The 14,494-nt window shown below is 44.6% G+C and carries 16 protein-coding genes; 12 read left to right on the top strand and 4 right to left on the bottom strand.

Going from position 1 to position 14,494, the window contains the following annotated elements:
- Positions 1 to 21: 21 nt before the first annotated feature.
- Positions 22 to 660, bottom strand: a complete 639-nt coding sequence (locus H6F63_RS16200; protein WP_190638602.1) for a hypothetical protein — start codon at positions 658 to 660, stop codon at positions 22 to 24.
- 132 nt (positions 661 to 792) lie between these two features.
- Here H6F63_RS16200 and H6F63_RS16195 point away from each other — a divergent pair, with 132 nt between their 5' ends.
- Positions 793 to 1,773 (top strand): ABC transporter ATP-binding protein, encoded by a 981-nt coding sequence (locus tag H6F63_RS16195; protein WP_190451479.1) that lies wholly within the window; start codon positions 793 to 795, stop codon positions 1,771 to 1,773.
- A 401-nt stretch (positions 1,774 to 2,174) separates the two neighbouring features.
- Here the strand turns inward: H6F63_RS16195 and H6F63_RS16190 are convergent, their stop codons facing one another.
- A complete protein-coding gene (locus H6F63_RS16190) occupies positions 2,175 to 2,405 on the bottom strand; it encodes a hypothetical protein (protein ID WP_190638601.1) in 231 nt (76 codons plus the stop codon).
- On the opposite strand from H6F63_RS16190, the gene H6F63_RS16185 reads away from it, so the two are divergent.
- The 3 genes from H6F63_RS16185 to H6F63_RS16175 all read left to right on the top strand — a co-directional run bounded on the left by H6F63_RS16185 (position 2,395) and on the right by H6F63_RS16175 (position 4,736).
- Positions 2,395 to 3,624, top strand: coding sequence for an RNA-guided endonuclease TnpB family protein (locus tag H6F63_RS16185; protein WP_190638600.1), 1,230 nt, complete (start codon positions 2,395 to 2,397; stop codon positions 3,622 to 3,624). The two genes, H6F63_RS16190 and H6F63_RS16185, sit on opposite strands and share 11 nt — an antisense overlap.
- 118 nt (positions 3,625 to 3,742) lie before the next feature.
- Positions 3,743 to 4,153: a fasciclin domain-containing protein gene (locus H6F63_RS16180; RefSeq protein ID WP_190444023.1), complete on the top strand. Its 411-nt coding sequence runs from the start codon at positions 3,743 to 3,745 to the stop codon at positions 4,151 to 4,153.
- A gap of 175 nt (positions 4,154 to 4,328) precedes the next feature.
- On the top strand, positions 4,329 to 4,736 hold the full coding sequence (locus H6F63_RS16175) for a fasciclin domain-containing protein (RefSeq protein ID WP_190638599.1): 408 nt from the start codon (positions 4,329 to 4,331) through the stop codon (positions 4,734 to 4,736).
- Between the two features lie 201 nt (positions 4,737 to 4,937).
- Here the strand turns inward: H6F63_RS16175 and H6F63_RS16170 are convergent, their stop codons facing one another.
- Both H6F63_RS16170 and H6F63_RS16165 read right to left on the bottom strand, forming a co-directional pair.
- Positions 4,938 to 5,825 carry a hypothetical protein gene (locus H6F63_RS16170; RefSeq protein ID WP_190638598.1) on the bottom strand — a complete coding sequence of 296 codons (888 nt, stop codon included), beginning with the start codon at positions 5,823 to 5,825 and terminating at the stop codon, positions 4,938 to 4,940.
- A gap of 262 nt (positions 5,826 to 6,087) precedes the next feature.
- Positions 6,088 to 6,582: a DUF4385 domain-containing protein gene (locus tag H6F63_RS16165; RefSeq protein WP_190638597.1), complete on the bottom strand. Its 495-nt coding sequence runs from the start codon at positions 6,580 to 6,582 to the stop codon at positions 6,088 to 6,090.
- 83 nt (positions 6,583 to 6,665) lie between these two features.
- Here H6F63_RS16165 and H6F63_RS16160 point away from each other — a divergent pair, with 83 nt between their 5' ends.
- The 8 genes from H6F63_RS16160 (at position 6,666) to H6F63_RS16120 (ending at position 14,490) form a co-directional block, all read left to right on the top strand.
- A complete protein-coding gene (locus tag H6F63_RS16160) occupies positions 6,666 to 7,127 on the top strand; it encodes a VOC family protein (RefSeq protein ID WP_190638596.1) in 462 nt (153 codons plus the stop codon).
- Between the two features lie 51 nt (positions 7,128 to 7,178).
- Positions 7,179 to 7,475 (top strand): hypothetical protein, encoded by a 297-nt coding sequence (locus tag H6F63_RS16155; RefSeq protein ID WP_190638595.1) that lies wholly within the window; start codon positions 7,179 to 7,181, stop codon positions 7,473 to 7,475.
- A gap of 61 nt (positions 7,476 to 7,536) precedes the next feature.
- Positions 7,537 to 7,761, top strand: coding sequence for a hypothetical protein (locus tag H6F63_RS16150; protein ID WP_190638594.1), 225 nt, complete (start codon positions 7,537 to 7,539; stop codon positions 7,759 to 7,761).
- Between the two features lie 37 nt (positions 7,762 to 7,798).
- Entirely contained in the window at positions 7,799 to 8,068 is a 270-nt protein-coding gene (locus H6F63_RS16145) for a hypothetical protein (RefSeq protein WP_190426994.1), read from the top strand.
- A gap of 34 nt (positions 8,069 to 8,102) precedes the next feature.
- Positions 8,103 to 8,444, top strand: a complete 342-nt coding sequence (gene petJ / locus H6F63_RS16140) for a cytochrome c6 PetJ (protein ID WP_190638593.1) — start codon at positions 8,103 to 8,105, stop codon at positions 8,442 to 8,444.
- Positions 8,445 to 8,503: 59 nt separating this feature from the next.
- A complete protein-coding gene (locus tag H6F63_RS29445; RefSeq protein ID WP_199298074.1) occupies positions 8,504 to 10,681 on the top strand; it encodes a leucine-rich repeat domain-containing protein in 2,178 nt (725 codons plus the stop codon).
- Between the two features lie 266 nt (positions 10,682 to 10,947).
- Entirely contained in the window at positions 10,948 to 11,967 is a 1,020-nt protein-coding gene (locus H6F63_RS16125) for an aldo/keto reductase (protein WP_190638592.1), read from the top strand.
- 393 nt (positions 11,968 to 12,360) lie between these two features.
- Positions 12,361 to 14,490, top strand: coding sequence for a VgrG-related protein (locus H6F63_RS16120; RefSeq protein ID WP_190638591.1), 2,130 nt, complete (start codon positions 12,361 to 12,363; stop codon positions 14,488 to 14,490).
- Positions 14,491 to 14,494: the final 4 nt, after the last annotated feature.

Here is a 14,494-nt window from a genome sequence, read left to right as displayed (position 1 = left end):
TTAAATACTCCTAAATCCAGTCTAAGTTAATGGAAGTTCAGAACTGTATTTTCGCCAGATAGACTTTAAGCCTGCTTCTCGCAACATGGTTTTTGCTGTTTCTCGCCCGTAAATCTGCGTTAATAATCCCCGTAGCCAAGTTACATCAGCACTGGTACCTTGGCTATACCAGAATTTCCAATAATCTAGGAACCCATACACCTGGCGATCGAGGTCTGGTATCATCTGACCAATTTCTTCCATAAACTCGTGCGTCCCAGCCAGTAAACCGTGATGCTCGTGAGACATCATAACTCCCCATTTTCCTTGAGGCGAGTAGAGAACATTCTCCGAAGTCAAAGCATTGTTAAACACTTTGTCATCGGCTGCTATGTAAGCTGAAATCTCAGAAAAAGGGATATACCAGTGATTGGGGCGTTCGGTTTGTTTTTTATTACGCCATAGATTTGAGAGGTAACAAGCAGTGTCTCCCACACTGGAAGCCGCCGCAACTACAGCATCTATGAGCGGCGGTTCTATGTGGTAGAAATACTCGTAGATTATCCTTCGCGCCGGGACATTCGGTGCAAAACGCTGGTTAAACGGGTCGTCGTTCAGAAAAACCAGACGCAGCGAGGATTCTGCCGATTCTCGAAACTCGGCTTCAGTTAAGATAAGCATCCGCCCAGTTTATCCCTAAGAAATATAACAGGTCGAGGACTGATATCACCGATCATTCCAGACTGATAGGAAAGTCCGCAAAATAGGGAATCAATAATATTGTAGAGAATGCGATATGTCGTTGATATAGATATGGATACTGTTGTCGATAAACCAGGGGAACTCGTTACTGTCAACCGCGAACCAGTGGTGCAAACTTCTCAACTGCGAAAAGTCTATCGTACTGGCTTCTGGATGAATCAAAAAATCGAATCCTTAAAAAGCTGCACTCTGACAGTGTATCAGGGAGAAACTTTTGGCTTGCTTGGGCCAAATGGTGCCGGAAAAACTACCCTGTTGAAGACGCTGCTGGGGATTGTGCGCCCGACTTCTGGGCGGGGATTCTTGCTGGGAAAACCTGTAGGCGATCGCATCGTTAAGCAACGCATCGGGTATCTCCCGGAAAACGCCTATTTTTACGATTTTCTCACAGGTTGGGAGTTTTTGCAGTTTGCCGCCGGGTTATTTCAAATCCCCGCCTCAGTGCAACGTCAGCGCATCCCCCAACTGCTAGACTTAGTTGGTTTAGCCCAAGCCTCCGCCCGGAAGAAGCAGATGCGTCAGTATTCTAAAGGGATGCTACAACGAGTTGGCATGGCTCAGGCATTAATCAACGACCCAGAACTGGTATTTTTAGATGAGCCGATGTCTGGACTCGACCCGATGGGGCGTTACCAGATGCGAGAGATTATTTTATCTCTCAAAGAGCAAGGCAAGACAATTTTCTTCAATAGTCACATTTTGGCGGAAGTCGAGCAAATATGCGATCGCGTCGCCATCCTTGCCCAAGGTGAATTAATTTGCGGCGGTTCCCTCAACGACCTCCTCGGCACAGCCGAAGCCTACCACGTCAAAGGCAAAGGCGGCAACCTGGATATACTCAAACGCTGGGTACCCGATCTAGAATTTGACCATGACGGTTGGTACGGTCATTTAAAAGGCGAACCCCAAGAGTTTCTCGCTAGCCTCCGCATCATGAACGCCCAGCTAATTGCCATGAACCTCTCTCGTCCCTCCCTGGAAGACTTCTTTATTCAGCAACTCCAGCAGCGCGGTATTCGTTCGAGTAGTTGAGTTATTGCGCCGACTACTAAAGCAATTCTCCATCGGGTGCGATACATCTATAGGGACATGGCAATGCCCCTACAGCGTCAACTTAACGTTAGCTTGGCGGTTGAAACCGCAGCTACACAAACAAAACCCGCCTGCGCGGGTTAAAAGAACCTTGATATTTCGTCAGCCAAGGCAGGCGGACTTCGTTTTTGTAGCCGCGACTTCCAGTCGCCAGGGCTTAATTTGACACCAATGGGCATTGCCATGTCCCTACCAAGGTGGCGAAAACAAAACAACCGCGATATATTCCACCCAACTGAGAAACGCTATAAAGTCACGGCTAAACAAACAAAGCCCGCGCAGGCGGGCTTTGTTTGCGCGGTTCCACCCTTCTAGGGTACGGGCTATGGTGGTTGCGATCGCTACCAATTTAACTTAATCGCCGTAAGTCCCCCACTGTATTCGGTACTCCGAATCAGTGGCGGGATATAAGGCGGGGGATGAGGAATTGACCTCTGACCGATGTGAGGCATAGCCGAACCACCAAACAGGTCGATGAGGAATCCCCAAATATTTCGGTCGGAGACTTTATCGCAAATTATATATTGTGGTAGAATCAGCGAACCAAGGAGGTGATATTGAGTGCTACACAAAGCAGTGCAAGTTCGTTTATACCCATCCAAAGAGCAACAAATACAATTAGCTCAAACATTCGGTTCTGCCCGTTGGTGGTGGAATTATGCTTTGAATAAGTCGATTGAGACTTATGGGCAAACGGGTAAAGGACTTGGGCGTTCAGCACTCAATGCACTTCTACCCACTCTCAAAAAAGCCGAAGAAACTAAATGGTTAGGAGGATGTTATAGTCAAGTTTTACAAGCGACAACCCTCAACTTGACGACGGCATACAAAAACTTTTTTGACAAACGTGCTGGGTTTCCTAAGTTCAAATCTAAGCACGGTAAACAGTCAATTCAATATCCTCAAAACGTCAAGATTGTAGATGGCAATGTGAAAATACCCGGTAACATCGGGATAGTCAAAGCCAAAATACATAGACCTATTGAGGGAGAAATCAAGACGGTTACTGTTAGTAAAACTCCGTCTGGGAAATACTTTGCTTCTATTTTGACTGTTAGCACTGGCGGACAACGCCCGACGGTGGAAGGTGAAAACCTGTCTAATTATCTGGGAAAAATCTACGGGATTGATTTAGGAATAAAACATTTTGCAGTCGTTACTGACGGCGAAAAAGTGTCTAAATACGACAATCCAAAGCATCTTGCCAAACACGAAAATAATCTAAAGCGCAAGCAACAAAAATTAGCCCGTAAACAAAAAGGAAGTAACTCCAGAAATAAATACAAGAAAGTTGTTGCCAAAGTGTACGAACGAGTTAGCAATTCGCGGCAAGATTTTCTACATAAACTTAGTTACAAGTTGGTCAGCGATAGCCAAGCTGTCATAGTAGAAAACCTTCATGTCAAGGGCATGGTTCGCAATCACAATTTGGCCAAAGCAATATCTGACGTGGGATGGGGAATATTCACTAACTTTTTAGCCTACAAGCTAGAACGCTCAGGTGCAAAGTTGGTTGAAATTGATAGATGGTTCCCCAGTTCCAAGCTTTGCTCTAATTGTTTCTACCAGAGATGTGAGATGCCGCTAGATGTGAGGGTGTGGACTTGTCCTCACTGTGCCACTCATCATGACCGAGATGGAAACGCAGCGATAAATATTAGAGCAGAGGGAATCAGAATGCTCAAGGCGGATGGTTCAGCCGTCTCTGCTGTAGGAGGGGAGGTAAGACCAAAGCTGGGACGAAAGTCTAATCTTTGGCACTCCCCCGTGAGTACAGAAGCCCACGCCTAATCGGTACTCCGATAGGTGTGCGCTAGTTCACTCTCACTTGCAACTCCAGAAAGATGCGCTCTTGCTGTTCTAACCTGTATCCCTAAACAGGACACATACTTAGAAATCATCAAAACACATGGCTGACCTTCTAGAAACTGCCGCCAACGCCGAATCTTTCACAACCCTGCTGAGTGCTGTTGAAGCTGCTGGTTTATTAGATATTCTCAAAAGTCCTGGCCCCTTCACCATCTTCGCACCCACCGATGAAGCTTTTGCCAAGATTCCCTCTGACACCATCACTTCTTGGATGGAAGACATCCCCAAACTCAAGAAAATTCTGACTTATCACGTCCTGTTTGGCGATGTCAGAACCGACAACTTGGTTGAACTAGATTCCGCTGAAACAGTTGAGGGCGGCATTGTCGGAATTGATAAAATCGACGGTGGCTTCAAAGTCAATGATGCTAAGGTTCTCCAAGCAGATATCCTCGCCGACAACGGCGTTATCCACGTCATTGATAGCATACTTATGCCAGCGCTAGTGTAACAAAAACAACAATTGTCAGCTATTGTCTTCTCTCTAAGGACATACTTATTTGACTCAAAACCTTGCCCTGTCGAGGGGGAACGAGTTTTTGTTCAATGTAATTTGGACGACATCATAAAACTTAAAAGTCCTTTACATTTGTTAAAGAAACGTTTTTAGAGATTAGGTGCAACAAATGGCTGACATCGTAGATACCGCCGTTAGCGCTGGAAGTTTCAAGACCCTAGTCGCTGCTGTCCAGGCTGCGGGCTTAGTAGACACCCTCAAAGGGCCTGGGCCGTTCACAGTCTTCGCACCAACCGATGAGGCATTCGCCAAGCTTCCCGCCGGAACAGTAGATTCTCTGCTGGCGAATATTCCGGAACTGACCAAAATTCTGACCTATCACGTTGTCCCTGGCAAAGTGATGTCTTCTGATGTGGTCAATCTGGATAAAGCTACAACCGTTCAAGGTTCAGACCTCACCATTGATGCTTCTAGCGGAGTCAAGGTGAATGCGGCGATGGTTGTGACACCGGATATCGAAGCTGACAATGGCGTTATCCATGTCGTTGATATGGTTTTGCTACCACCTCAAGGATAAGCGATCGCTCCTGACCAGATTAAGTAAATAAAAAGGAGGTACCTGTGCTGCGGTACCTCCTTTTTATTTGTCAAAAAATAAAAGTTTAGGTGGGGTTGAAGCAACAAAATCCTACCATTTTAAGCAATGGTAGGGTTTTGTTGTAAGTTTCAACCTACAGCGATCGCATTCTCAATCGCTTACTTTTACAAGTAACCTTGATTAGCGGTTAAGACAGTTGGTGGGTGCGCCTTTTGCTGATTGGCTATAGCGATAAAAACCATCTAATTTGAGTACAGCATCGCGATAGCGAATTTTTCTACTCCCGGTGGTAGCATTCCTGGCAATTTGAGTGGCTCTCGCAACTTTCAAATAACCTTGGCTATCCCAATTAACCAGCCTATTTCCTCGTGAATTTGGCGGGATATTGCGGTTCCCAATATCTCCTACCAATTCTATAGCTTCGCCGCGAACAGTTTTATTGTTGAGCGTACCACTAACACAGGCGCTTACTTCGCCCAAAGACCTGGAATCGTAAAAGTCTCCGACTAGGCGATTTCCTCTTTTATTGAATACATAACAATAGCCTGTATCTCCGTTACCTGTGTCCGCTGAAGGCGACTTGCTACAAAATCTGTAGTCACCATTGGGTAAGCTTTGAATAGACTGAGTTGGGGTTGGGGTTGGGGTTGGGGTGCTGGATGCGATCGCTGTAATTTTAAACGGTGTAGCCACCAAACGTTCATTAGGATAGATTTCTTTTACTTCACCGCTGAATACGATTGTTTTCCCCTCCGTTTTGAAAGCATCGGGAAGATTGCAAGTAACAAATCTTGTTCCATTAACGCCTTCGGTAACAATTACATAATTGTTAGCAACCAGAGTCACCTTCCCCTTTTGACTTTTCACAGTTTGCACTGTTTTTCTAGTGTCGTAGACACACTTAGAGGGAAGTTGCGTTGATTGGGCTAGGATTTTCTGTGATGTTGTGACTGTTTGGCTTGAGGCAGAAGATTGGGATAAAGCTATGACGTGATTAGCCGAAGTAATTGTTCCCAAGGTTGTCAGAGATAAGCTGACAAATAGCATTGATTGACGATGAATACGCATTTTGATTGTTGTTGCTAAACTAATTGTGTACTACACCAATGTAGAGAACGGTTCCGAAAAAGTTCGGTTGATTGTGTGTCAATATTTGAACTGACATAAAGGATTAACTTTTACCTTGGGGAAACTAGAATTGCCCTGGAAGAAAAAAAACCTGCATACACAGGTGTTAAATCTATTTGTAGGGACACGAGTCTCTACAGCCCGCGCAGGCGGACTTGGTTGGTGCGGTTGCGAATTCTATTCGCTGGGGTTTGTTTTTATTTCATCCTTGCTCGTACATCTGTTTATGGTTTGCTAAAAGCTGTAAATACTTCTCATTTGTCTTGGCTAGCATCCATTTTTCTTTGAATATTGCCGCCGATTCAGCTTTCACCGGGTCTACTTCATTTGGTAAAATATCTTTTCTGGCTGTAACCTGGGCTTCTTTAGAATCTTCTTTTTGAGGATTTGACTTATATTTTCTGCCACTTTTATGATTGGCGTAGCGGCGCGATCGCGTATAACCCATTTGTAAAAACTTCCGCGCCATATCCGCCCCAATAAAATCATCCTGCTCCAGATAGTCAAGAAACATTTGGTAGATTTTTTCGCTAGACTCCCTCGCGATATCCGGAGTTTTAAACCGCCAATGGGGAAGGATTTCGGCTTTGTATGGCTCCACCAAAAGCACTCCCTGTTCGCCCTTGCCAACTCGATAAAGTTCAGGGCGATCGCGAAAATTGATATTTTTAAAATCTAGAGAATAATCAAACTGCATAATTAATTTTTAATTTAAAATAATAGAATTAAAGATAAAAGTCTAGCTTCTATCTTAAGTAATGAAAGGTTGCGATTACTACCATGCTTTCTAGCCCTCAATCTCAGAATATTGCTCTTACCCCAGGTAATCTGCGTCGAGTACACCACATAGCCTTGAACGTTCAAGATATGCAAGCTTCCCGTCACTTCTACGGAGCTATACTTGGTTTACACGAACTGACAGGCGAAGAAGTTCCCGCCACATTGCGATCGCTTGTGACAGATGGAAAAGTGACCAACTTCGTCACCCCAGATGGCACCGTCCTCGATCTGTTTTGGGAACCGGAACTGTTACCGCCAGACGAAAACCCCCATCGCGCCTTTACCCGCGCCAATCACCTTGCCTTTGACATCGATCCGCAATTGTTCGACCGCGCCGTCGAGGTGCTAAAGCAAAATCAAGTGCAGATCGATCATGGCCCCGTTAGTCGCCCTACCGGACGAGGCATTTACTTCTACGATCCAGATGGGTTTCTCGTCGAGATCCGCTGCGATCCAGAATAAATTTAAGCTTGAAAGTCTTACCTTTGTCGCTGATGATAAGAAAAGTGCCTGATGGGAGTTAAACCAGTGCAGCAGCTATTTAAGGTAATCGAGGAAATATTTACCAAGCCTCCGATAAAATTTGAGCCAGAAAAACACACGCTAAAAGCGTGGGCAATGTATTGTCTTAGAGACAAAGGCTTTAAAGTAGTCTACGCTGAAAAAGCCGACTTTGCGGTTGAACCTAGAAACGGAGAAAAGATATATTTTAAGGTCACAAATAGTTCCGATAATTTAGACAATAAGTTGGCTTGGATAGTCTGGGATAACTCCACTAACAGCGCCAAAGTAATTGCACCTCAGCAGTAAAATACCCTTTTACATCTACAGGGTGTACTGCAACCAGAACAATATTAATGGAGATTAAATTATGTGGCTGCTAACTGTCACCTGCTCAGGCGATGGCTGGAAACGACATGGGAAAGAATTTTTAGCGATCGCAGACAAGTATCAAAATACTTGTATTTCTTCCAAAAAAATGCCCGATGGTAAGCGTTTCATGGAATACCACGTTGAAGATGTGGGGGACGCGGAAGCCTTCCAAGACGAGAGTTTAACCCTGGAAGGATTTTCGGCTTCCTTTGAGTCACTTTGAGGAATGACCAACTAAGAAAGCCCAGCAGCACAAAGTTATGTTTAGAGTAATAACGCCGGGATTCTCTCAAGAGTTTGAAAGATGGACAGACGCATTGAATACCGCTAAGTCTCTTCAACCAAAGTGCAAAAGTTTGTTTCAAGATATCCGAATTCTTGATGGTGAAGATGTGGTATGGGTATATAGCCGTTCTCACACTTATCCGCAGTTTATTGGTGCTGGCACCTACAACAGATTGGCTATGCTGTTTCTTCAGGAAGCAATGGAAGACAGTGAATCATCTGATGGAGAAAGCACGGATAATTAAAAGTAGTTTAATTTAGCTAAAGATTAGGGGAATAATGTTGAATAAGTTAGTGAAAATCGCGATATTGATGGTAGTAATGCTGACCATTGCATTTATTCCAAATGCTTTAGCGGCAGATATAGCTAATGGTGCCAAAATTTTCAGCGTCGAATGTGCTGGTTGTCATATCAATGGCAGCAATATTATTAGACGGGGGAAAAATCTGCAACTAAAAGCTTTAAAAAAAAATGGATATGATTCAACGGATGCGATCGCATCCATCGTCGCTAACGGCAAAAACAATATGTCGGCATACAAAGACCGCTTAACCGAACAAGAAATCCAAGCTGTTTCCGCTTACGTGCTAGAACAAGCTGAAAAAGACTGGCGCTCTTAACAAGTTGCTGGTTACTGACACCTAACTAAGAAACACAAATCTCAGTTAAGAGGTGATAAATGTTTGAACCACAGCAAATAAAAAATACAACTTTTAACAGCTTTGCTGACTGGTGTTTGCACAAAAATACCCTCTCAGAAGCAGCCAGACACACAGTTGAGGTGCTGTTAGAGGAAGCTGACACTTGGGACTGCTATGAAGCGGAGCTGATACTTTCATACTGCACGGAGCTGGATCTCAGCAGTAATGAAATTACCGACTTGAATCCGCTTTCTGGGTTAACCAACCTCACCCAACTGTATCTACATAACAATTGGATTACCGACTTGAGTCCGCTTTCTGGGTTAACCAACCTCACCCAACTGTCTCTTGGTGAAGATATTAATGACTTGAGTCCGCTTTCTGGGTTAACCAACCTCACCCAACTGAATCTCTATTACAATAAAATTACCGATTTGAGTCCACTTTCTGGGTTAACCAATCTCACCCAACTGGATCTCGGTAGTAATCAAATTAACGACTTGAGTCCCCTTACTGGGTTAACCAACCTCACCCAACTGGATCTACATAACAATTCGATTACCGACTTGAGTCCGCTTTCTGGGTTAACTAACCTCACCCAACTGAATCTCTATTACAATAAAATTACCGACTTGAGTCCGCTTTCTGGGTTAACCAACCTCACCCAACTGGATCTAAATAGTAATCAAATTACCGATTTGAGTCCCCTTTCTGGGTTAATAAACCTCACCCAACTGGATCTAAATAGCAATCAAATTACCGAATTGAGTCCCCTTTCTGGGTTAATAAACCTCACCCAACTGCATCTAAATAGCAATCAAATTACCGAATTGAGTCCCCTTTCTGGGTTAATAAACCTCACCCAACTGCATCTCTACAACAATCAAATTACCGAATTGAGTCCGCTTTCTGGGTTAACCAACCTCACCCATCTGAAACTCGGTGGTAATCAAATTACCAAATTGAGTCCGCTTTCTGGGTTAACCAACCTCACCCAACTGAGTCTCAGTAGTAATCAAGTTAGCGACTTGAGTGGGCTTTCTGAGTTAACCAACCTTACCAAACTGAATCTCCGAGTTAATCCAATCCTTAATCTAACTTTGTTGCGATCGCTTCTACAGAAGCGGTGCACTCTCTTAACGAAGTCGATCGATTTTAAAGAAGCCAAAAAAGCTATCAAATCTGCGTATGCAAGGATTGGCAAAGAAGCACCAGAAGTTCTTTTTTTCCCTAGTCCACACGCGGGGTGTACTCAACTATTCAACTTGCTCAAACTAGACAATACACCAGAAGAACAAAGATTTGGTAAGCTGAAATCCCTGCTCGTGTGGGGAGAGTCACTATCAAAGCAGCTCCAATGGTTTTTGGAAGGACTTCCGTGTCAAGCGCTGTGGAATCATATCCGGAATGAAATAGCGCCAGAGCAGATAGAACTAGAGCTGACAGCAGGAGACGAAGAAGGATGGTGGGAGCTGGATGAATTAATTAATCATTCTCTAGAACTCATCGGAGCTGATTCCAGCTCTTTTGATGCAGATGATTTTTATCCAGTAACTCCTACAGACCTTTTTACACAAATCTACGCAACTGAATTTTATGTTTCTTCGTTAGGTGTCACTCTCGACCAAAAGACACGGGAAGCATTTGACTGTCTGAACCAGCTTTTCGAGCATTGTGGTTTGATTTTCCCGTTTGAGAAGATTTGTATCGTATGCGATCGCCCTACTAAAATCTCCCTCGACAACCAAAACCGCCTCCACGCCGAAGGTGAACCCGCGATTCAGTTTGCCGATGGATGGCATACAGGATATTATTATCACGGTGTGAAATTGCCTGAAAAATATGGCAAACTACATCCTCATCAATGGCAGGCGCAATGGCTTTTAGAAGAAGACAACGCTGAGCTGAGGCGAGTGCTAATTCAAGGGATTGGCTATGCACGAATTTGTCAAGAATTACAAGCAACTGAATTAGATTCCTGGCAAGAATACACTTTGCTAAAACTTGATGCTGATATTGATGGTTTCGAGCCTGACGATTTTGATGATGATGATGATGCTCCTCAAAAAGAGCCAATTCATTTGCTAAAAATGACCTGTCCTAGCACAAGTTTTATTCATGCTATGCGAGTTCCACCGGACATTACATCAGCTCGTGCAGCGATTAGCTGGATCAATTGGGACATCGATCCAGAAGAATTTTCCGTGCAAACCTGAATAGTAACCTTTTAGAGTTATTAACCACAGATAAACACTGATAAATTATCTGCATTTATTTGTGGTTTAATTTTAAAAAGATTGATTTGTAGCACTACTTACTTAAATAAAATACAGACCTAACCCCTAGCCCCTTCCCTAGTAGGAAAGGGGGAAAGCCCCTCTCCTACTAGGAGAGGGGTTTGGGGAGAGGTTAAGTTTGTGTATCGCAGCCAACTTCTGACACTATAGGCAATAATTTTATCTATACATAACAAAGTGTCAAAATGAATCTACCCGAATCAAGCAGACTGCAATTTACCCCAGATTTGAATATCTGCCGCGTACTAAATGGTATGTGGCAAGTATCAGGCGCTCACGGACGAATTAACTCAAAAGCCGCCATCCAAAGTATGTTTGACTACATGGATGCAGGCTTTACAACTTGGGATTTGGCAGACCATTACGGCCCCGCAGAAGACTTTATTGGCGAGTTCCGGCGGCAATTGGTGGAAACCCGTGGAACCGAAGCGCTGCCTAACTTGCAAGCTTTCACAAAATGGGTGCCAAGACCAACTAAAATGACGCGCAAGTTGGTAGAAGATAACATTAATATTTCCCTGCGAAGAATGGGAGTTGATTCATTAGACTTGATGCAGTTTCACTGGTGGGATTACCGGGATGAAAACTACTTGGAAGCGCTCAAGTACATGACCCAACTTCAAGAGGAAGGTAAAATTAAGCACTTGGCTTTAACAAACTTTGATACGGAACACGTAAAAATTATTACTGATGCAGGAATCAAAATCGTTTCCAATCAAGTGCAGTTTTCTCTAATTGACCGCCGTCCTTTAGTAAATATGGTGCAGTTTGGCCAAGAAAACGATATCAAACTATTTGCTTACGGGACGCTTTGCGGCGGCTTGTTGTCAGAAAAATATTCGGGAAAACCGGAACCGCGAGGGGGAGAACTAAACACGGCTAGTTTGAGGAAATATAAAAACATGGTAGATGCGTGGGGTGGTTGGAGTTTATTTCAAGAACTACTTTCAACTCTCCAGCAAATTGCCCAAAAACACGCTGTGAGTATTGCTAATGTGGCGGTTCGTTACATTCTGGATCAGCCAGCGATCGCAGGTGTAATTGTCGGCGCACGGTTAAGCGTGTCGCAGCATTTAGAAGACAACGCCAGAGTGTTTAATTTGATGTTAGATAACTCAGATTATCAGCAGATTGATGCTGTCCTGGGACAGTCGCGGGATTTGTATCAGGCGATTGGTGACTGTGGAGATGAGTATCGAAGATAACAGTCCTGTAGTAAAAATGTCCGACGACTAAAGTCTCGGCTGAACAAACAAAGCCAGCCAACGCAACCGTTGGTAGGCTTTGTTCTTTGAGTATCGAGGCTTCTAGCCTGTGGGCTTATATTTGCTGGGAGGAAGCGATCGCTTCCTCCGGAACCACAAGAAAAAAGCTTTGGATTCGACCTTTGGAGGATTGGCGAGGACGTAGAGACTCTTTTAAGCTGGCTCTCAGCTCCTTTTTTGAATTTGAGATTTTAGATTGATGTCTGTGCGGGTTAAGCCACAATAGTTCATATCGCCCCGAAGGTTCAAATACCAAAATAAGAAAATTCCCCTTCAGCCTTAAATCCAAAATCAAAAATTTAAAATCAAAAATTATTTACACTTTGTATACAAATGCCACAAAATACCATTCGTTACATATCTCGTCCCCAAATCAAAATTGACGGACAGGATGCTCCGGCGGGATTGGCAGAGGATATTCTTCAAATCTCCGTCGAAGAAAGCCTCCATCTCCCGGCAATGTTTACTTTAGTCGTCCGCAATGACTACTTTCCAGGTCGCGACTCCGAGCAGCTTTGGAAGTACGACAATCTCTTTACGATTGGTAAATCTGTCCAGCTCGGTTTAGCCTCCAGCACCACAGAAGATTTGGACTTTGATGAGGCACAGCGAGGAGATATTCTCAAAGGGGAAATTACCGGGATCGAAACTCACTTTTCTAGTCAATCTCAGGCACCCGTTATCATTCGCGGTTACGACGTATCCCACCGCCTGCACCGGGGACGCTACAACCGTTCTTTCCAAAACATGAGTGATACTGACATTGTGCGGCAGATTATCGGTGAAGTGGGGATGACCGCTGGCACAATTGATGAGAGCGGCGGCCCTTATGGTTTTGGCGATCCGGTTGGCTATGTTTTCCAAGAAAATCAAACCAACATGGAATTTCTGCGGGAAAGGGCGGCGCGGCATGGCTTTGAATTGTTTGTGCAAGATAGTAAGCTACATTTTCGCAAACCTGTAGCAGGCGATACTTTAACCCTTAAGTGGTTGCAAGAAATACATAGTTTTCAGGTACGAGTCACCAGTGCTGAACAGGTAAGTGCTGTAGAAGTGAGGGGTTGGGATTACCAAAACAAAACAGCAATTACATCGAGTAAAAATAGTCAATCAGATGTAGTAATTACTGATACCGAACACGGCAAAGGTAAAACCACCAGCACTAAATTTGGGCTGGAGAATCAGGCACCGAAAATGATTGTGGTAGATCAAGCAGTCTACAGTCAGAAGGAAGCCGATAAAATAGCTCAAGCCTTATATAACGAGCTTAGCGGAGAATTTGTCTATGCTGATGCAAAAGCTGAGGGAGATCCGCGAATTCGACCGGGACGGGTAGTAGAACTCTCAGGTATGGGAAAGTATAGCGGCAAATATTACGTTACCGAAACTCGTCAAAACTATCAAGACCGCTATTACAGTACGGAGTTTAGTGTCAGAGGTTTGCGGGGAGGAGATTTGCTGACAACTCTATCTCCGCAAACTCGGCTGCGACCGGGACAAACTATGTTAGTGGGGATTGTTACCAATAACAAAGACCCGAAAAAATGGGGGCGCGTTAGGGTAAAGTTTCCTACCCTAACTCCAGAAGATAATGCCAGCGCCCACGAAAGCAACTGGGCGAGAGTAGTGGGGGTGGGAGCAGGAACCACTCGCGGCTTCGACTGTCTGCCAGAGATTAACGACGAGGTGCTGGTAGCCTTTGAACACGGCGACATCCATCGCCCTTATGTGATTGGTGGGGTTTGGAACGGTAAGGATGCGCCGCCGGAAACAGTGGATAACAGTATCTCAGGTGAAGGCAAGGTACGCTTACGGACGATTAAAACCCGTGTCGGGCATAAAATGCAGTTTGTGGAAGAGGATAAAGACAGCAGCAAAGCTGGTGTCTATGTCGAGACTATAGGCGGTCATAAATTACACATGAATGACAGCGACAAATTTGTGGAAATTAAAACCACTGACGGTCATTATGTGCGCTTAGACGATCAGAATAAGAAGATCGAAATTAAGACTAAGGGCGGTCACAAGATACTCATAGACGATCAAGGTAAGAAGTTAGATATCACAACCACCGGCGGTCAGAAGGTGCTGATGAATGACATGACCAATAGTATCAAAATGGAGGCGGTGCAAAAAATTAGTATTTCCGCACCAATGGAGATTTTGCTGCAATCAGGCCCTAGCACTATAAAACTGGCTCCTGCTGGCATAGAGTTTCAAACCGCAGCCAAGTTAAGCGCTCAAGCAGGCGGAGTCTTAGACTTGAAGTCTGGAGGTGCTGCCACTATGAAATCTGGTGCGGCTTTGTCGCTGCAATCTGGCGGTGCTTTGTCGGCGCAGTCTGGTGCGGCTGTAAGTGTGCAGTCTGCGGCGGCGCTGAGCCTGCAAGCGGGTGCGGCGGTGGCGATTGTGGCAGCTGCCACAGCTAGTATGACAGCGCCTTTAATTAGACTGAACTGTTGATATG

The sequence above is a fragment of the Trichocoleus sp. FACHB-40 genome (assembly GCF_014695915.1).
GTDB lineage: Bacteria > Cyanobacteriota > Cyanobacteriia > Cyanobacteriales > FACHB-T130 > Funiculus > Funiculus sociatus.
This window is presented reverse-complemented; position numbering and strand designations above follow the sequence as displayed.